General features: G+C 41.0%; 19 protein-coding genes and 1 pseudogene. 17 read left to right on the top strand and 3 right to left on the bottom strand.

What is annotated here, in order from left to right; translation table 11 throughout:
• Positions 1-38: 38 nt before the first annotated feature.
• From FQT67_RS08375 to FQT67_RS08360, 4 genes and pseudogenes are all read left to right on the top strand, one after another.
• A pseudogene (locus FQT67_RS08375) lies at positions 39-902 on the top strand (IS982 family transposase).
• A 92-nt stretch (positions 903-994) separates the two neighbouring features.
• Positions 995-1,429: a CopY/TcrY family copper transport repressor gene (locus FQT67_RS08370; RefSeq protein ID WP_022555074.1), complete on the top strand. Its 435-nt coding sequence runs from the start codon at positions 995-997 to the stop codon at positions 1,427-1,429.
• On the top strand, positions 1,429-3,660 hold the full coding sequence (locus tag FQT67_RS08365) for a heavy metal translocating P-type ATPase (RefSeq protein WP_046176794.1): 2,232 nt from the start codon (positions 1,429-1,431) through the stop codon (positions 3,658-3,660). Before FQT67_RS08370 ends, FQT67_RS08365 begins: the two co-directional genes overlap by 1 nt.
• Before the next feature lie 13 nt (positions 3,661-3,673).
• Positions 3,674-3,877, top strand: a complete 204-nt coding sequence (locus FQT67_RS08360) for a heavy metal-associated domain-containing protein (RefSeq protein ID WP_003057059.1) — start codon at positions 3,674-3,676, stop codon at positions 3,875-3,877.
• 199 nt (positions 3,878-4,076) lie between these two features.
• Here FQT67_RS08360 and FQT67_RS08350 read toward each other — a convergent pair whose 3' ends face one another.
• Positions 4,077-4,847 (bottom strand): DeoR/GlpR family DNA-binding transcription regulator, encoded by a 771-nt coding sequence (locus FQT67_RS08350; protein WP_046176793.1) that lies wholly within the window; start codon positions 4,845-4,847, stop codon positions 4,077-4,079.
• A gap of 233 nt (positions 4,848-5,080) precedes the next feature.
• On the opposite strand from FQT67_RS08350, the gene FQT67_RS08345 reads away from it, so the two are divergent.
• The 9 genes from FQT67_RS08345 to FQT67_RS08300 all read left to right on the top strand — a co-directional run bounded on the left by FQT67_RS08345 (position 5,081) and on the right by FQT67_RS08300 (position 12,103).
• Positions 5,081-5,554 carry a PTS sugar transporter subunit IIA gene (locus FQT67_RS08345; RefSeq protein ID WP_003062658.1) on the top strand — a complete coding sequence of 158 codons (474 nt, stop codon included), beginning with the start codon at positions 5,081-5,083 and terminating at the stop codon, positions 5,552-5,554.
• A complete protein-coding gene (locus FQT67_RS08340; RefSeq protein WP_003052292.1) occupies positions 5,547-5,852 on the top strand; it encodes a PTS sugar transporter subunit IIB in 306 nt (101 codons plus the stop codon). Before FQT67_RS08345 ends, FQT67_RS08340 begins: the two co-directional genes overlap by 8 nt.
• 25 nt (positions 5,853-5,877) lie before the next feature.
• Positions 5,878-7,329, top strand: a complete 1,452-nt coding sequence (locus tag FQT67_RS08335) for a PTS galactitol transporter subunit IIC (RefSeq protein WP_012767470.1) — start codon at positions 5,878-5,880, stop codon at positions 7,327-7,329.
• A gap of 257 nt (positions 7,330-7,586) precedes the next feature.
• Positions 7,587-8,012: a galactose-6-phosphate isomerase subunit LacA gene (lacA, locus tag FQT67_RS08325; RefSeq protein WP_015058003.1), complete on the top strand. Its 426-nt coding sequence runs from the start codon at positions 7,587-7,589 to the stop codon at positions 8,010-8,012.
• Between the two features lie 14 nt (positions 8,013-8,026).
• Positions 8,027-8,542, top strand: a complete 516-nt coding sequence (gene lacB, locus FQT67_RS08320; protein ID WP_003052284.1) for a galactose-6-phosphate isomerase subunit LacB — start codon at positions 8,027-8,029, stop codon at positions 8,540-8,542.
• A 9-nt stretch (positions 8,543-8,551) separates the two neighbouring features.
• Positions 8,552-9,505, top strand: a complete 954-nt coding sequence (locus FQT67_RS08315) for a tagatose-6-phosphate kinase (protein ID WP_003061423.1) — start codon at positions 8,552-8,554, stop codon at positions 9,503-9,505.
• The gene (gene lacD, locus FQT67_RS08310; RefSeq protein WP_046176792.1) at positions 9,486-10,463 is read left to right on the top strand and encodes a tagatose-bisphosphate aldolase; all 978 of its coding nucleotides are present in this window, start codon (positions 9,486-9,488) and stop codon (positions 10,461-10,463) included. Before FQT67_RS08315 ends, lacD begins: the two co-directional genes overlap by 20 nt.
• Before the next feature lie 193 nt (positions 10,464-10,656).
• Entirely contained in the window at positions 10,657-11,274 is a 618-nt protein-coding gene (locus FQT67_RS08305; protein WP_003054137.1) for a trimeric intracellular cation channel family protein, read from the top strand.
• Between the two features lies 1 nt (position 11,275).
• Positions 11,276-12,103 (top strand): Cof-type HAD-IIB family hydrolase, encoded by an 828-nt coding sequence (locus FQT67_RS08300; RefSeq protein WP_003054134.1) that lies wholly within the window; start codon positions 11,276-11,278, stop codon positions 12,101-12,103.
• A 134-nt stretch (positions 12,104-12,237) separates the two neighbouring features.
• Here FQT67_RS08300 and FQT67_RS08295 read toward each other — a convergent pair whose 3' ends face one another.
• Complete coding sequence (locus FQT67_RS08295; protein WP_003054132.1) at positions 12,238-12,795, bottom strand: TetR/AcrR family transcriptional regulator; 558 nt, start codon at positions 12,793-12,795, stop codon at positions 12,238-12,240.
• 289 nt (positions 12,796-13,084) lie between these two features.
• Between FQT67_RS08295 and FQT67_RS08290 the strand changes: the two genes are divergently transcribed.
• Complete coding sequence (locus tag FQT67_RS08290) at positions 13,085-13,927, top strand: DegV family protein (RefSeq protein ID WP_003054136.1); 843 nt, start codon at positions 13,085-13,087, stop codon at positions 13,925-13,927.
• A 181-nt stretch (positions 13,928-14,108) separates the two neighbouring features.
• Here the strand turns inward: FQT67_RS08290 and FQT67_RS08285 are convergent, their stop codons facing one another.
• Positions 14,109-14,798 carry a hypothetical protein gene (locus FQT67_RS08285; protein ID WP_046176791.1) on the bottom strand — a complete coding sequence of 230 codons (690 nt, stop codon included), beginning with the start codon at positions 14,796-14,798 and terminating at the stop codon, positions 14,109-14,111.
• Between the two features lie 239 nt (positions 14,799-15,037).
• Here FQT67_RS08285 and FQT67_RS08280 point away from each other — a divergent pair, with 239 nt between their 5' ends.
• The 3 genes from FQT67_RS08280 (at position 15,038) to FQT67_RS08270 (ending at position 18,883) form a co-directional block, all read left to right on the top strand.
• The gene (locus FQT67_RS08280) at positions 15,038-16,669 is read left to right on the top strand and encodes a Na/Pi cotransporter family protein (RefSeq protein ID WP_046159559.1); all 1,632 of its coding nucleotides are present in this window, start codon (positions 15,038-15,040) and stop codon (positions 16,667-16,669) included.
• Positions 16,670-16,785: 116 nt separating this feature from the next.
• Positions 16,786-17,937 carry an N-acetylglucosamine-6-phosphate deacetylase gene (gene nagA / locus FQT67_RS08275; protein WP_003054133.1) on the top strand — a complete coding sequence of 384 codons (1,152 nt, stop codon included), beginning with the start codon at positions 16,786-16,788 and terminating at the stop codon, positions 17,935-17,937.
• Positions 17,938-18,043: 106 nt separating this feature from the next.
• A complete protein-coding gene (locus tag FQT67_RS08270; protein ID WP_046176886.1) occupies positions 18,044-18,883 on the top strand; it encodes an aldo/keto reductase in 840 nt (279 codons plus the stop codon).
• Positions 18,884-18,901: the final 18 nt, after the last annotated feature.

The raw sequence follows: 18,901 nt of genomic DNA, 5'->3' as shown, positions 1-18,901 counted from the left end.
ATACTGTAAGTGCCTAAACAAACAGGAGGTTAGTCCCAATGAGCCACTTACAGTATACAGCTAGATCTCATCACTTACAATGGAATTTGAAGCAATTATCAAAAATATGCCATCAGCTGTATAGGGATTATTGTCCTGAATCTTTCAAACATCGTCACAATATCAGTTTATCTAAGGTTTCAGATCAATCACTATTGGTTTTGCTTATTTTACAAGCTGAGCTAGGTATTAAGTCACAACGGCACTTCTATCGTATCTGTCACTTATTTCCCTGCGGGTGTCTCCTAGAAAGAAGTCGCTTCAATCGACGAGCAAGACAGTTAATTTGGTTAGTTCAAATCATTAGACAAGCCATGAATAATCACATGTCTCATGAGACCATCGTCATCATAGACAGTTTGCCCTTACTGCTTTGTCAACCTATCCGTAATCATAGAGCTCGTATTTTTGAAGGATTAGCAGATATTGGTTACAATGCTTCCAAACACCTATGGTTCTATGGGTTTAAAGTACATATGCTGGTTACTTTATCTGGCTATATCCTGAACTATGTTGTGACATTGGCTTCTGTTCATGACATCAGAGCAGTTGATGACTTACTAGAAAATTGCCGACAACCTTATATTTTAGCTGATTTAGGCTATCTTAGTAGAGACCTTAAAGACCATTTGGTTCAAAAAGGATATCATCTTTGGACTCCTTTACGACAAAACATGGAAGGGTCTAAACAACATAACCATTGGAAATTAATGGCCATGAGACGAACCATTGAGACACGCTTTTCAGAACTTTGCAGTCTTTTTGATATAGAACACACTCTGACTAGAGGTTAAACAGGACTACAGTTAAGTATTGAGCAAATGATACTAGCTTATAATCTAAGATACTTTGAGATTAACTAGCACCACGAGTAAAAGTTATTTATTTACAAATGTAGTTAAATTCGTTATAATTGATTTACAAATGTAAATTAATTGTGAATGAAGGTGACGTTATGCAACAGATATCAGCTGCCGAATGGGAAGTCATGCGTGTGGTGTGGGCCAGTGGTGATATTAAAAGTAGCGATATTATTACTATTTTAAGGAAAAAATATCAATGGTCAGACTCTACCATTAAAACCTTGATTGGGCGTTTGGTGGAAAAAAAGGCTTTGGGAACTTGCCGGGAAGGTAGGGCCTATATTTATCAAGCTCTTCTGGATGAGACTTTGCTACAAAAAGAAGCACTAGCGACTGTTTTAGACGGTATTTGTCAGCGGCAACACGCGCGTCTACTTCTTGAACGACTTTATGACTTACCGATGACCTTAGAGGAAATCGAGCTATTCCAAGAGCTACTAGAAGTCAAAAAAGAAAATGCAGTTCTTGAGGTTCCGTGTAATTGCCTGCCTGGGCAGTGCCACTGTCAGAAAAAGGAGACGTATTAATGGCTAAAGAGATATTTTTAGTGGAGGGAATGAGTTGTGCCTCTTGTGCTCTAACAATTGAAAAAACGGTCAATCAATTGCCTGAAGTAGAACAGGCCGTTGTGAATTTAGCGACTGAGAAGCTCACGGTTACTTATCAAGATGACGATTTAGAAACGGCCAAAGTTATTCAAGCGGTAAGAGATGCTGGTTATGGTGCACAAGTCTTTGATGAACATGCAAAACATATGCAAACAGGTCGTCGTGACGAAGACCTAAAGGTTAATTGGTCTCAGGTCTTGTGGTCTGCCCTATTCACCATTCCTATATTATACCTAGCTATGGGTCACATGGTGGGCTTATGGCTTCCTCCATTTCTGCAACCAGATCGCTATCCTTTCGTTTATAGCTTTAGTCAGCTACTCTTGACGATTCCAGTCTTAGTATTAAATCGTCATTATTACCATAATGGGTTTAAAGCTTTGTTTAAGGGACATCCTAATATGGACTCCTTGGTAGCTTTAGCAACCAGCTTTGCTTTTGCTTATAGTCTTTATGGAGTGGTTGAAATCAGTCTGGGCCGGGCGCACTTTGTGCACTCCCTTTATTTTGAATCGGTGGTAGTGATTTTGACACTCATTGGGCTAGGAAAGTATTTTGAAAGTCGTTCTAAAGGCCGTACTTCCCAAGCTATTCAAAAGCTCTTATCCTTGAAGGCGACTGATGTGAGGGTATGGAGAAATAGCCAATGGCAATTGTTGCCGTTAGAAGAGGTTGGCTATGATGACCTTGTCCTGGTTCAACCAGGTGAAAAAGTTTCTATTGACGGTATTATCGTGGAAGGACATAGCAGTTTGGATGAATCCTTTTTAACCGGGGAAAGTTTGCCTGTTGAAAAGGGAGAAAAAGATAATGTCTTTGCGGGCAGTTTGAATGGGCAAGGCGCCCTCACGATTAAACCGGATAAGCTTGGAAACGATACCTTGTTAGCACAAATTATCCAACTAGTTGAGAATGCTCAAGAAAATAAAGCACCTATTGCAGCTATTGCTGATAGGGTCTCAGGTGTCTTTGTTCCGGTAGTTTTGGTATTAGCTCTGTTAACAGGGGTGTTTTGGTTGGTATTCATGCAGGAAAGCCTTCGTTTTAGTTTGACAACAGCCATCGCTGTTCTAGTCATCGCTTGCCCTTGTGCGCTTGGTTTAGCAACGCCGACAGCGATTATGGTTGGAACAGGGCGTGCAGCTGAAAATGGTATTCTTTTTAAAGGTGGTGACATCTTAGAACAAGCCCATCAGGTAGATACGGTTGTTTTTGATAAAACGGGGACGATTACGGAGGGGAAACCAAGTCTTCAAAAGCTCCTAACTTTTTCGGGAGATGATCAACTTATCTTGCAAGAAGCTGCTTCCTTGGAGGCCTATTCTCAACACCCCTTAGGGGAGGCTATTGTTCGTGCTGCTCAGGAAGCTGATTACGATAGTCTACCAGTGGAAGAGTTTGAGTCTTTAACCGGCCTAGGAGTCACTGGTCAGCTTGAAGGGCGTCGTTTGGCGATTGGAAATGCTGCTTTAATGGCAATTCTTGGTATCGATTTATCTTGTGTTCAGTCAGTTTGTGCTAAGGCTTCAGGAAAAGGCCAAACCCTTGTATATTATGCTAAAGAGGGGCAGCTACGAGCTCTTTTCAGTATTGCTGACGCTGTCAAAGAAGATAGTCAAGCTACCGTCGAAGCTTTGCAGCAACTGGGGATTCACACGATCATGCTAACAGGTGACCACGATGCTACCGCTAAGGCTATTGCCTCTCAAGTGGGGATTACAGATGTGATTAGTCAAGTCTTACCTGATCAAAAAGCAAGCGTGATAACAAACCTCCAATCTCAAGGGAAAAAAGTTGCTATGGTAGGTGATGGTATTAATGATGCTCCGGCATTGGCCGTAGCAGACATCGGGATAGCTATGGGGTCGGGCACAGATATTGCGATTGAATCGGCGGATGTGATTCTGATGAGGCCTGATATGCTGGATTTGGTGAAAGCCATGTCATTGAGTCGAGCGACTATGAGGATTGTCAAGGAAAATTTATTTTGGGCATTCATATACAATGTCCTCATGATTCCAGTGGCCATGGGCTTACTTCATCTTTTTGGAGGCCCATTATTGAACCCGATGTTAGCAGGTTTTGCCATGAGTTTTAGTTCAGTATCAGTTGTTTTGAATGCATTGCGTTTAAAAGGAAAAACCATTTAAAGGAGAATACAAAATGGAAAAACATTATCAGGTTACAGGAATGACATGTGACGGTTGCGCAAGAACGGTCACTGAAAAATTATCAGCTGTCCCCGGTGTACAATCGGTCCAGGTAAATTTGGAAAAAGGACAGGCTAAGGTGACAGGACGTCCTTTAACGTTCCTACTCAAGCGTGCTTTGAAGGATACCAAATTTGAATTACATCAATCATCTTAGGTTATTTTGGTAGCCTTACTTCATCTCAAAAGAGGTTCCAGTTTAAACTGGGCCTCTTTTTTATGGTCGCTAATAAAGACTCTGACGTTAGCAGGTGTGTTCCGAGCAAAATAAAAACACCTCTCTGGAAGCAAATCACTTTTGCCAGAAGGTGTCGAGGGACGATGCGCTGACAGGCTGTCCATTCTTGATGAAACGTTTACTCCTTGTTTTCGTGGGCTACTAATAATTGGGTGAACTGACTATAACGTTCAATGACTTCCTCAGTTATTTGAGAATCCGTAAGAACTGCATCAATGTTATCGAGATGGTAGAAAACGAAAAAGTCATAGGCATTGAATTTTTGATTGTCTACCAAGAGGTATTTTTCGATAGAGTTGTTGAAGGCTAGTTTTTGAATCTCTCCTTCGGTTTCACTGTAAGTAGCGACGTCGTTTTTGTAAATCCCATTACAGCTAATAAATGCCTTGGCGAATTTTAAGGAGGTAATATTTTGACTTGCTAGTGAGCCGACAAAGGCACCTGTAATAGAGCGATACTCCCCGCCAATAAGGATAAGATCAACGGTTTCACTGTCTTGGAGAATAGTGAAAACAGGTAGGCTGTTGGTCACAATACGAATTTTCCGATTTTTCAGTTGTTCAGCAAAAAATTCTAGAGTTGTCCCTGGTCCAATAAAGATAGTTTCGCCATCGTTAACTAATTGAGTAGCATAGGAAGCCAATTCACGTTTTTCTTTTGTTTGAACGGTTTGTTTTTCAGAATTTGACCGTTCTTTTTTGTTAGGCATGGTAATGCTTTGAGCGCCACCATGGATACGGATTAATTTTCCTGCTTTTTCCAATTCGTCTAAATCTCTGCGCACGGTCATATCAGAGACGTTTAAGGTCTCGATAATATCATTAACAGTGATAATACCTCTTTCATTGACCTGTTCAAGAATTGTTAGAAGCCTCTCTCTTTTTAACACTTAAAGACCTCCTTTCCGATGTATTTGATTAGGATTATCATAGCATACAAACGATTAGATTTCAACAAAATAAAATAAATAAAACAAAAATAAACAAAAATATAATATATTTCAAAAATAATGTTGATTTATGTTTGTTTATATACTATAATAGATTTTGTAAACGGTTACCGGTTGTTTGAAGATGATGGGTAACAACAAAAGTAAAACAAATCATAGGAAGGCGGTATGGTGTGTTTCCAAATATTTTAGTTACTGATGCAAGGACCCAAACAGAGCTTTTTGACCGTGTGGCTAGCCACCTAACAAAAATAGGTTATGTAACGGCAGATTACTATCAGGCGTTGGTTGAACGGGAGGCTTCCTTTCCAACTGGGCTTAAGATTGATTTGAAAGACGGCTCGGATATTCTCTATGCAGCTATCCCTCATACAGAAACTAAGCATTGCTTAGTCAACCAAGTCATCTACGTGAAAAACAGTCATCCCCTTGCTTTTCAACATATGATTAATCCAGAGGAGACTTGTTTCGTAACGGATTTTTTCTTTATTATCAATAGTCAAAATGAGGGTCAGACGACGATTTTATCCAATCTCATTACCTTCTTTATTACCAAGGGGAATCTTAGCCATCTAGCCAGTCTAAAAGATGATAAACAAGCTATTTCAAACTATTTAATAGAAAAAGGAGTGTTTCACCATGATTAAAATTCTAGCAGCCTGCGGTGCAGGTGTTAACTCAAGCCATCAAATTAAAGATGCGATTGAAACTCAGATGAGTGACCGTGGTTACGATGTTCACTGTGATGCGGTGATGGTAAAGGACATTACTGAGGAATTAGTTTCTCGTTACGATATTTTTACGCCGATTGCAAAAACTGACTTGGGATTTGAGATGCCAATTCCCACAGTAGAAGCAGGACCGATTCTCTATCGTATCCCAATCATGAGTGAGCCTGTTTTTGCGGAGCTGGAGCGCGTGATTAAAGAAAACCATTTGCAATAAGTCAATAAAAACATAAGGAGACAAGATGATGCAACCTTTTTTGGACATTATTAACAAGATTCTGGGATTTCCTATTCAGTTAGGATCAGGTGTGGTCATGCTGATTGTCATGACAGGTTTAGCCATGATTTTCGGGGTTAAATTCACAAAGGCACTGGAAGGTGGGATTAAGTTAGCCATCGCTTTGACAGGGATTGGAGCTATTATTGGAATTTTAACAGGAGCTTTTTCAGAGTCTTTACAGGCCTTTGTCAAAAATACAGGAATCAGTTTGAATATTATTGATGTCGGTTGGGCACCGCTTGCAACAATTACCTGGGGTTCCCCTTATACCCTTTATTTCTTGCTGGTGATGCTGGTGGTTAATATTGTCATGATTGTCATGAAAAAAACTGACACCCTTGACGTCGATATTTTTGATATTTGGCACTTATCCATTACGGGTCTATTGATTATGTGGTATGCGGCTCGCAACCATTTGCCAGTCTTTGTGTCTCTTTTGATTGCTACTGTGGCTGTTATTCTTGTTGGGGTATTGAAAATCATTAACTCTGATTTGATGAAACCCACCTTTGATGACCTCCTTGGAACAGGGCCTCAATCACCGATGACATCGACTCATATGAACTACATGATGAATCCGATCATTATGGTCTTAGATAAGATTTTTGATAAGGTCTTTCCGGGGCTAGATAAATATGACTTTGATGCTGCTAAATTGAACAAAAAAATTGGCTTCTGGGGCTCTAAGTTCTTTATCGGAATGGCTCTAGGTTTTGTGATTGGCATTATGGGAGACCCTCATTTTAGCGTTGAATCTGTTAGAAATTGGTTTGGTCTAGGATTTACAGCGGGTGCCTGCTTGGAACTTTTCTCTTTGATTGGCTCTTGGTTTATCGCAGCTGTTGAACCTTTGTCACAAGGGATTACCAATTTTGCCAATGCTAGAATGCATGGGCGTCGTTTCAATATCGGTTTGGACTGGCCTTTCATTGCTGGTCGCGCTGAAATCTGGGCCTGTGCCAATATTCTTGCCCCAATCATGTTGATTGAAGCCGTTCTTCTTTCAAAAGTTGGCAATGGGATTTTACCATTGGCGGGAATTATTGCTATGGGGATGACACCAGCTCTTCTTGTGGTCACACGTGGTCGTTTGATTCGCATGATTATTTTTGGCTCCCTCTTATTGCCGTTATTCCTCTTGTCAGGAACCATGATTGCCCCATTCGCAACTGAATTGGCTAAAAAAGTAGGTGCTTTCCCAGCAGGTGCAAGTGCTGGTTCCTTGATTACGCATTCGACTCTTGAAGGACCAATGGAAAAAATCTTTGGTTATGTGATTGGTCAAGCGACAACAGGTCAGATTGCCTCAATCATTACGTTAATCATCTTTGTGGCCATTTACCTAGGTCTCTTTGCTTGGTATGCTAACCAAATGAAGGCACGTAACGCTGAGTATGCGAAAACAATGAAATAAAATCAGGTTAGGTGACTAACTAAAAAACTATTGGGAATAGCAGATAACCGCTTAAGGTATTCCTGCTTTATCCCCCTAGAGAGAAAAGAGTATTCCTCATGTAAGGCAAGGCGCTCTGTGGGTACCCGCAAGCGCTTTTCTTGAAAGAAATAATGGAAGACAACTAAGACTGCTGGCAATAATCCTGACCTAAGGACAGGTAATCCTGTTACCTTTTTGTAGATTGGCAAGCAGTTTGGATTAGAAAAGGAGAAACGATGGCTATTATTTTAGGTGCAGATGCACACGGAAATGCATTAAAAGAATTAATCAAAAGTTTTCTTCAAGAAGAAAGCTATGACATTATTGATGTGACTGATATTAACAGTGATTTTATTGATAACACATTAGCGGTGGCTAAAGCCGTTAATGAAGCAGAAAGTCGTTTAGGCATTATGGTGGATGCTTACGGAGCAGGTCCCTTTATGGTAGCCACAAAACTAAAAGGAATGGTTGCTGCTGAAGTTTCAGATGAACGCTCTGCTTACATGACTCGCGGTCACAACAATGCCCGTATGATTACCATGGGAGCAGAAATTGTAGGTCCAGAATTAGCGAAGAATATCGCCAAAGGTTTTGTGACTGGCCACTACGATGGTGGTCGTCATCAAATTCGTGTTGACATGCTCAATAAAATGGCTTAAAGGAGGATAAAGAGATGAAAATTGCGATTGGATGTGACCATATTGTCACCAACGAAAAAATGGCTGTTTCTGATTTTTTGAAATCTAAAGGCTATGACGTTATTGACTGTGGCACCTACGACCATACTCGTACCCATTACCCTATTTTTGGGAAAAAAGTTGGCGAAGCTGTGGTTAATGGACAAGCTGACTTAGGTGTTTGTATTTGTGGGACTGGAGTTGGCATTAACAATGCGGTAAATAAGGTACCAGGTATTCGCTCCGCCCTTGTTCGAGATATGACAACAGCCCTTTATGCCAAGGAGGAATTGAATGCCAATGTGATTGGCTTTGGTGGTAAAATCACGGGTGAACTTCTTATGTGTGATATTATAGATGCTTTTATCAAGGCAGAATACAAAGAAACTGAAGAGAATAAGAAGCTAATTGCTAAAATAGCCCACTTGGAAACTCATCATGCCAGCCAAGAAGATCCTGATTTCTTTACAGAATTCTTAGAAAGATGGGATCGTGGCGAGTATCACGATTAGGGAGAAGCGATGATTTTAACAGTTACCTTAAACCCTTCTGTCGATATTTCCTATCCTTTAGATTGTCTGGCTCTAGACATGGTTAATCGTGTCGCACACGTAAGCAAAACAGCGGGTGGGAAAGGTTTGAATGTCACACGAGTACTGGCAGAAGTAGGACAATCTGTTGTGGCAACAGGATTTATCGGTGGAAAACTGGGGGATTTTGTCATTCATCAGTTACAAGAACAGGGCATTTCTAACCAATTCTTCAAAATCAAAGGGGAAACGAGAAACTGTATTGCTATCTTGCATGAGGGCATGCAGACAGAGATCTTGGAAGCGGGACCTTATATTGATGTGGACGAGGCCGAAGGCTTTTTGAATCACATGAGCATTATTGCTAAACAATTTGATGTTTTGATCTTTTCAGGCAGTTTACCTAAGGGACTTGCTGCGAACTATTATCAGGATTTGATTACCATGGCGAGAGCTTATGGCAGCAAAGTGGTTTTAGATTGCTCAGGTGCTCCCTTAAAAGCAGTGTTAGCTGGGAGAGACAAGCCAACCGTGATTAAACCCAATTTGGAAGAATTAGAGGCTTTGTTAGGGGAACCGATTACTTTAGATGAGGAACGTTTAGTTTCCTTGTTAAGTCAACCTTTATTTGAAGGAATAGAATGGATTATCATTTCCCTTGGTGCCCAAGGGGCTTTTGCTAAACATCATAATAGGTTTTATCGCGTCAGCCTCCCTAAAATTAAGGTGGCTAATCCAGTCGGTTCTGGAGATGCTACTGTGGCAGGAATTGCTTGGGCTTTGGCAGAAGGAGATGACGATGAAACACTCCTGAGGAAAGCCAATGTTTTAGGTATGTTAAACGCTCAAGAGTCAAAAACAGGCCATGTCAATATGGCTCATTTTGACAAACTTTATCAAGAACTTCAAGTAAGAGAGGTAACACATGATAATAACAGCAAGTAAAAAAACTTATTTAGAAAAAGTGAGCCACCGAGGAATTATTTCAGCTCTGGCTTTTGACCAACGTGGCGCCTTAAAACGCATGATGGCAGCTCATCAGGAAGCAGAGCCAAGGGTTGAGCAAATGGAAACCCTGAAAGTTTTGGTATCAGAGGAGTTGACCCCTTATGCCTCATCCATTTTGTTAGACCCTGAATATGGCTTACCAGCAATCAAGGTTCGTAATGACAATGCTGGCTTGCTCCTAGCCTATGAAAAAACAGGCTACGATGCGACTACAACTAGTCGTCTACCTGATTGTCTGGTAGAATGGTCTGTTAAGCGACTGAAAGAAGCTGGGGCTGATGCCATCAAATTTCTACTCTACTATGATGTGGATGGTGATGAGCAAATCAACTTGCAAAAGCAGGCCTACATTGAACGTATCGGTTCTGAGTGCACCGCTGAAGATATTCCTTTCTTCCTTGAAATACTGAGCTATGACGAAACCATTGCAGACAATAGCAGCGCAGCTTTTGCAAAGGTGAAGCCTCATAAGGTCAACGGAGCAATGACTGTTTTCTCTGATGACCGGTTTGGCATTGACGTTCTTAAAGTTGAAGTGCCGGTTAACATGGCCTATGTGGACGGTTTTGCTAAAGGTGAAGTGCTTTACAGTCAAGAAGAGGCTGCTCAGGCCTTTCGAGATCAAGAAGCCGCTAGCCATTTACCTTATATTTATTTGAGTGCTGGTGTATCTGCCCAACTTTTCCAAGAAACTTTGCGTTTTGCGGCAGCAGCAGGTGCTAAATTTAGTGGGGTGCTTTGTGGACGTGCTACCTGGGCAGGAGCTGTTCCGGTTTATATTAGAGAGGGCGAGGAGGCAGCTAGGAACTGGCTCCGTACTGAAGGTTTCCAAAATATTGACGAGTTGAACAAGGTGTTGGAAGCAACAGCTACTCCTTGGACAGAAAAAATCTAAAACAACCATAACTGATCAAACGGCTATCATTGATGCGGTAAGATAAGTATGGGCTATTCAATTGAACCTCTTACAGCAAGGATGAAAATGAGTTTTATCCTTGCTTTTTTGTCCTCACTTTTTATTATTTTCACTTATTTTTTAAAGGAAAACGTGGTAAACTAGGAGAAGATTAACTGACAATAGGTGGCGTATGACAATCGACATGTGGGAAATTTTAAATATCATTGGAACCATCGCTTTTGCTCTTTCAGGTGCTATTGTTGCCATGGAAGAAGAGTTTGATATTCTAGGGATTTTTATTTTAGGTTTTGTAACAGCCTTTGGGGGCGGAGCCATTCGAAATACCTTGATTGGGCTACCGATTGAGGCGCTCTGGGGTCAAAAGCCAGAATTTACCTGTGCTTTTTTAGCTATCGTGCTCATCATGTTATTCCCCAAGCTTGTTGCAAGAGGGTGGGTTAGAGCGGCAGTTCTCACAGATGCTATTGGTTTAGCGGCTTTTAGTGTGCAAGGTGCTTTGCATGCGGTACGCCTCAATCAGCCGCTAAGTGCTGTCATTGTCGCCGCAGTTTTGACTGGTGCAGGTGGAGGTGTTGTCAGAGATATTTTGGCAGGCCGCAAACCGAGTGTATTACGTAGCGAAATTTATGCCGGTTGGTCTATTTTTGCAGCCTTGATTCTCCATTTTAGATTAGCCGACACGACGCTAGAATGCTATGCTTTAGTTGTATTATTAACGACTTTACGGTTGATTGGCCATCGTAGAAAATGGAACCTGCCTAAAATCAAATGGAAAGAGGAACTATAAGATGATTCAACTGATTGCTATTGATTTAGATGGTACATTGCTAAATGAGCAAAAAGAAATCCCAGAAGACAATATTAAGATGATTCAAGAAGCTGCTAATACTGAAGTGAAGATTGTCGTCTGTACAGGTCGCCCTCAATCGGGAACAAGGCCCTATTTTGATCAGTTGGGGTTGATTGAGGAAGAATTTCTCATCCTTAACAATGGGTGCAGTACTTACAGTAGTCCAGACTGGCAACTACGCCATTCTAAGTCACTTAACTACTCCGATATTGAGGCCTTAGAGCAGGTTAGTCAATCCTTTCCTGGAGTTTACTTAACCTTAACAGGAGAACAAGATTATTTAGTCCTTGAACCAGAAGTGCCGGAACTTGTTCAGGCAGATGGAGATTTGGTCTTTGCAATCGTGCAAGCAGTCTCTTTAGAGCAGTTATCTCAATCCCATCAGGTGATTTTTCAAGCCATGTATTTAGGGGAAAAAGCTGCGCTGGATGCTTTTGAGTTAGCAGCAAGTGATCACCTTCGTCAAAGCTATCATGTGGTGCGTAGTCAAGATAATATCTTGGAAATTCTTCCTAAGGGCGTCAGCAAGGCATCTGCTTTGAGGGAATTGGTAGAGGATTTAGGTCTAAGTGCTGATCAAGTTATGGCGATTGGCGATGCCCCCAATGATATTGAAATGCTTAACTATGCTGGATTAGGGGTTGCCATGGGCAATGCTTCAGAGGCTATTAAGCGATTAGCTGATCAGGTGACTGTTACCAACGATGAGGCAGGTGTTGCCCAAGCAATTCATCAATTTGTGTTGCTACCTAACAAAGAGTCATAAGACTAATCGTGTTGAAGGGATAATAGAAGTTGAAGTTAGCCCCTATTTGAGAAGAGCTGTTACTAATGAACGGGCAAAACCTAAAAAAATGAACAAGGGCATTTCCGTAGGATGGAAAAGGTTCTTGTTCATTTTTAGGTTAGTAGTGGAAGTCCCATAGCTGCCATTTCTTCTGCTGGAACCACCATATCATCTGAAATCCAATTAGATAGGACAGAGACAATGGCATTGCTCCAAAATAGTCGCTTATAGTGAGATTGTTTTTTATCTTTCCATTTTTGATAGGCCTTGAGGCGCTTAGTTACTAATTGGGTTAACAGGTGATGTAAATGATGTTTAAATACTAGTTTAAGTAGCTGTGCTTCTTTTTTTGCTTCGTTAAAGAGATAGAGCCAAGCTTGATAGGCTTGCGTTTTAACATCAAATTGTTTGAGCCCGTGAAAAATACGGCGAATCATGGTTGTTAAGAGATGCTCTAAGATGGCTTCTTTTGAGTTATAATTGCGATAGAAAGCGTTACGAGAAACCCCTGCTTTAGTCACCAATTCTGAAATTGTAATGTCTCCTAATGGTTTCTTTTCTAAAAGGGTCAGCAAGGCGATTTCCATTGATTCACGTGCCACCTGGCGTGCTTCCTGATTAAATTGAGTTAAGTTTTGAAGCGATCGTTTTGAAATTGCTTTGTCGGTCATCACAAATACCTTTCAAGTGTTACGTCTGATACGTTATTAGTAGCGAAAGTATACTTAATAATGATATAATTTTATGGGAAATGGCTTAGTTTGTCAACTAAAGTTAGCTAGTGAGAGGTCTTTTAAGAACTCGGACGGGTTCTTTTTAAGGGGGGCCTTTTTAGATTACTAAAAACTAAGCTCGACAATAATAGCCTGAGGGTAAACTGATAAAGTGTCATCGCAGCGTAATGGCAAAAAGATGATAGTTTACTTTTAGAATGACTTAGAGGAGAAGAGGAAATAACAGATGACTTGGAAAATTGTAACAGATTCGGGCTGCGACCTTAGGAGTTTAGAAAGCCAATCTAAAGAGCTTCAGTTTGAACGTGTACCCTTAACACTGCAAATTGGTACCGAAATCTTTAGAGATGACGATGGTTTAGATATTGATAACATGATGGCAACGATGTACCAATCTTCAAAGGCTGCTACATCAAGTTGTCCAAGCCCGGATGCCTTCTTACAGGCTTATAAGGGTGTTGATAATGTGATTGCTGTCACTATTACAGGAACTTTGTCAGGTAGCCATAACAGCGCTCGTCTGGCTAAAAATGATCTCCTTGAAGATTATCCAAATGCCAATATTCACGTGATCGATTCCTTATCAGCTAGTGGAGAAGTTGATTTGATCGTTTTAGAATTAGAGCGTTTGATTAACCTAGGACTCTCTTTTGAAGAAGTGGTTGAGCGAATTACCGCTTATCAAGAAAAAACACGATTGATTTTTGTCCTTGCCAAAGTTGATAACTTGGTGAAAAATGGCCGTCTTAATAAATTGGTTGGAAAAGTTGTTGGACTCCTTAACATTCGAATGGTCGGTCAAGCAAGCAAAGAAGGAACACTTGAGTTGTTGCAGAAAGCACGTGGTCAGAAAAAAGCAGTCTCTGCTTTAGTAGAAGAAATTCAAAAAGCAGGTTACAAAGGTGGCAAAGTCTATATTGCTCATGCTAATAACCCAAAAATTTGTGAACAAATTAGCGAGAAAATTAAAGCTATTTATCCAGATGCTGTTATCCAAACAGGGAGAACATCAGGACTGTGTAGTTTTTACGCCGAAGATGAAGGTATCCTAATGGGATATGAAATATAAGACTATCACAAAAGGCTAGCCCAAATAGATTTGGACTAGCCTTTTTCTTTTACATTTTTGAGAGAAAGTCTATGAGTCAAGCAAAACATTACAAAAGATGACTGAGACCTTATGGCCGCTGACGGTTAACCTTGGCCTTGTTCGCTTAGCGAAGCTCTAAGGATACTAAGAAAGTTCTCTATTACTCTTTAGAATGGGTCTCACCTGAATCAATTGGTGGTGTAGGAAGAGAAGGTGTTGACGGGTGGCTTGGTTCAGGTTGACTTGGCTCTGGAGCTGGACTTGGAGTTGATGATTCCGGAGTAGTTTGGGGACTAGACGGCTGAGGGACAGCCGTGTGAGGTTGACTTGGTTCTGGATCAGGAATCCAAGTGGTAGTATTGTTGTCATCTATTACTTGTCTAGGGGTTTCTTCAGGAACTGGTTTAGCTAGCACAATAGCGTCAAGCCTTGCCTGTAGGGCAGCTTTTTTTCCAAAATTGTTCAATTCATTGACAGCTTTTTGAGCCAAATCTTTGAGTGCTGGACTTGGAGCATCTTCAGCAGATTTCACGGCGCGAGTGGCTGCTGCTTCTTGTTCTAAAGTTGCTTTGACGGCTTCTAAACGGTCTTGTAATCCTTGTTTTTTGGAGGATACTTTTAAACGGTCGATGGCATGCTGAGCTTTATTAGTGGCAGCTATAGTTCCCAATTTTTCAGCGTCCTGGACCGCTAAGTCAGCTTGCTTTGCCAAGTCTACAGCTTGTTCTTGCCGTCTGAGAGGTGTTGGCATTTTAGAAGTGCTGGCAAAAACGAGGTAAAGTCCTCCCATGAGAGTAATAGTAAAAATGCTTAACAGCAGATACAAGGCTTCTTTTTTGGATTTTTGCATAGTTTCTCCTTTGACTGGCTCAATTCAACATAGCCTTATTATACCGTTAATAGAGAAAAATGAAAAGGTTGCTAAGTCAGTTCTTGCTGTCTTTAGAAAAGTTATCGAACGACGAATCTGTTTAACTTAAGCCTCTTAATCAGTGGTGTTCTTAAATCCTAAGAATTAAAAAAACCTTGTGATAAAGAGAGGAATGCATTAAAATAGAAGAGACTAAAAATTTGAGCGAGGACAATATTGTGTCAGTAAATTGGCAAGACATTGCATTTCATTTCTTTGGAGGCCTAGGTCTCTTTCTATTCAGTATCAAGTACATGGGAGATGGTCTTCAGCAAGCAGCGGGAGATAAACTCAGGTACTATATTGATAAGTACACAAGCAATCCCTTTTTTGGTATTCTTGTTGGGATTGCCATGTCTGCCTTGATTCAGTCCAGTTCAGGTGTTACTGTGATTACGGTTGGTTTGGTTTCAGCTGGTTTATTAAATTTACGCCAAGCTATTGGAATTGTTATGGGAGCCAACATTGGGACTACGGTCACCTCTTTTTTAATTGGTTTTAAATTAGGAGACTACGCCTTACCAATGATTTTTATTGGGGCAGCCTGCCTTTTCTTTACCTCGAATAAGAGACTTAATAATTTAGGACGCATTATCTTCGGGGTAGGAGGGATTTTCTTTTCTCTTAATCTTATGGGAGATGCTATGGATCCTTTGAAGTCAGTGTCTAGCTTCCAAACTTATTTAGCCACACTGGGCGATAAACCTTTCCAAGGTGTTTTTATCGGATCAGTTTTGACGATGTTGATTCAGTCATCTGCTGCTATTATTGGGATTTTACAAGGTTTGTTTTCAGGTGGGTTATTGACTCTGCAAGGAGCAATCCCAATCTTACTAGGGTCAAATATTGGTACTTGTATCACAGCAGTATTAGCTGCTATTGGGTCCAATATTGCGGCTAAGCGTGTAGCTGCAGCCCATGTCTTGTTTAACTTGATTGGAACCATTATTTTCATGATTTTCTTGCTTCCATTCACTTCTTTGATGCTATGGTTGCAAACAGAATTGAAACTGACACCAGAAATGACGATTGCTTTTTCACACGGTTCTTTTAATATCACTAACACCATCTTACTGATTCCCTTTATTGGTCTGTTGGCGATGTTAGTAACGAAACTTATTCCGGGAGAAGATGAGGTGGTGAAATACGAGGCGCTATACCTTGACCGTTTGCTCATCACCCAAGCCCCATCTATCGCCTTGGGAAATGCTCATAAAGAACTGATTCATCTAGCTTCTTACGCAATTCAGGCTTTTGAAGCTTCCTACAGCTATATCATGACAGCAGATGATAAATTCGGTGAAAAAGTGAGACGTTACGAGAAAGCAGTCAATACCATTGATGAGGAGCTAACTACTTATTTGGTTGATATTTCCAACGAAGCCCTCAGCCCGAGTGAAAATGAAGTGCTGGCGGGTATTCTTGATTCTTCCCGTGACTTGGAAAGAATTGGAGACCATTCTGAATCATTGGCAACCTTAATTGAAGGAATTACCACAAAGCATATTGGCTTTTCAGAAGCAGCTCGAAACGAATTAACGGACATGTATCGTTTGACGCATTGCTTGACCTTGGATGCTATACGAGCTATCGTAGATAGTGATAGCAATCTGGCGCAGATGATTGTCATCCGCCACAAGGAAATTGAGGAGAAAGAGCGTCGTTTGCGTAAAACACACATTGAACGCCTTAATCGTGGAGAGTGTACGGCCCAAGCTGGGATTAACTTTATTGATATTATTTCCCACTACACGCGAATTACTGACCATGCTTTAAATTTGGCTGAGAAAGTACTTTCACATCAACTCTAGCAACCATGGAAAACCTGAATGACCAATCAGGTTTTCTTTTTTAGGGTGGTAAGTGGTATATACCATTTACAAAGTGTGGAATAAGGCGTATAATAAGGAAAAAGGGAGGAAAAAAGATGACAAGCTATCTAAAAGCGGATTGTTTTTATTACCCAACAGAGGTGAAACCAGCAGGCTATTTAAGCCTTGAGAATGATGTTTTTGGGGAGTGGACAGAAACGGCTCCAACAGATGCCCAAATCATTGATTACACAGGTTATCAGATTGCACCAGGCCTTGTGGATACACATATCCATGGTTACGCAGGTGCTGATGTCATGGATAATTCTGCAGAAGGTATCCATAAAATGAGTGAAGGGTTACTGTCAACAGGGGTAACATCCTTCTTACCAACAACCTTGACCTCTACCTTTGAGCAACTAGAGAAGGTCTCAGCAACTGTTGCGTCAGTCGCTGATCAAGTTAAAGGGGCTAAGATTCAGGGCATTTACTTTGAAGGTCCTTATTTTACCGAAGAATATAAGGGCGCTCAAAATCCAAGTTATATGAAAAACCCACGTTTGGATGAATTTAACGCTTGGCAAAAGGCTGCTAAAGGCCTCATCAAAAAAATTGCCCTTGCTCCCGAACGTGATGGTGTCGCAGAATTTGTCTCCACAGTGACCAAACAAGGTGTCACAGTAGCTTTAGGACACTCAAATGGAACCTATCAAGAGGCTAAAGAAGCTGTCCAAGCAGGTGCTAGCGTTTGGGTTCATGCCTATAATGGTATGCGAGGATTGACCCACCGTGAGCCAGGAATGGTTGGTGCCGTCTATAATTTGCCTAACACCTATGCAGAGTTGATTTGTGATGGACACCATGTCTCACCTGTTGCTTGTGATATTTTAATGCAACAAAAAGGGCATGATCATGTGGCTATGATTACTGACTGTATGCGAGCAGGTGGTTCTGCTGATGGCGATTATATGTTAGGAGAATTTCCTGTAATTGTCCAGAATGGTACTGCCCGTCTCAAGGAGAGTGGTAATTTGGCAGGGTCCATTTTGAAATTAAAAGATGGCCTTAAAAATGTAGTGGCTTGGGGAATTGCTAGTCCAGCAGAAGCTATTCACATGGCGACTTATGTGCCGGCTCTTTCTGTTGGCATTGATGACGTATGTGGTCAAATCAAAGCCGGTCATGCAGCAGACTTTATTGTTCTTGATCAGAATTTGGAGCTTGTAGCTACCTATCTAGATGGTCGAAAGGTTTTTGATGCCTCATAAACTAAGAAAGGGTTGGAATACCAATCCTTTTTACTTTTCCTCTGTATATGTTAGAATAAGTTATGGTAATCGCTTACAGAAACCATTATTAAAGGAGGAGCTTATGATGGTAACAACAGTAAAAATGACTAGTGGCTATGATATTCCGGTTTTAGGATTTGGAACTTACCAGGCTGCTAATGGCGAAGAAGCTTATCAATCTACCTTAGCAGCTATTAAAGCTGGCTATCGTCATATCGATACAGCAGCTATCTATAAAAACGAAGAAAGTGTCGGAAGAGCCATTAAAGATTCAGGGATTCCTCGGGAAGAGTTATTTGTTACAACTAAACTCTGGAATGATGCGCATAGTTATGAAGGGGCTAAAGAAGCCTTGACTGCCTCTCTTGCTCGCCTTGGTCTGGACTATGTGGATCTCTATCTCATCCATTGGCCAAATCCAAAAGACCTACGTGATTCTTGGCAAGATGCAAATGCTCAAGCGTGGGCTTATATGGAAGAAGCTGTTGCAGAAGGCTTAGTTCGCTCAATCGGTGTCAGTAATTTTATGGTGCATCATCTCGAAGCACTTAGTAAGACTGCTACCATAAGTCCTGCTGTGAACCAAATTTGTTTGGCACCAGGATGTTTCCAAGAAGAAGTGGTTAACTACTGTAAGCAGAAAGGAATTCTACTAGAAGCTTGGAGTCCACTAGGACAAGGGGAAATTTTTGATAATAAGACCATGCAGGAGTTAGCTGATAAATATGATAAAACGGTGGCACAAATTGCCTTAGCCTGGTCCCTATCGGAAGGATTTATTCCCCTCCCTAAATCCGTTCATGAAGATCGCATCAAGGAAAATATGGCTATTTTTGATGTGAGTTTGACAGAGGAAGATAAAGATAGCATTCGTCATCTATCAGGGATGTCCGAGGTCCCAAATCCTGATACGACTAACTTTTAGCCTAACACTAAAGATTTA

The organism is Streptococcus sp. NCTC 11567 (genome assembly GCF_902141215.1).
In the GTDB taxonomy this organism is placed as follows: Bacteria; Bacillota; Bacilli; order Lactobacillales; family Streptococcaceae; genus Streptococcus; species Streptococcus dysgalactiae.
This window is presented reverse-complemented; position numbering and strand designations above follow the sequence as displayed.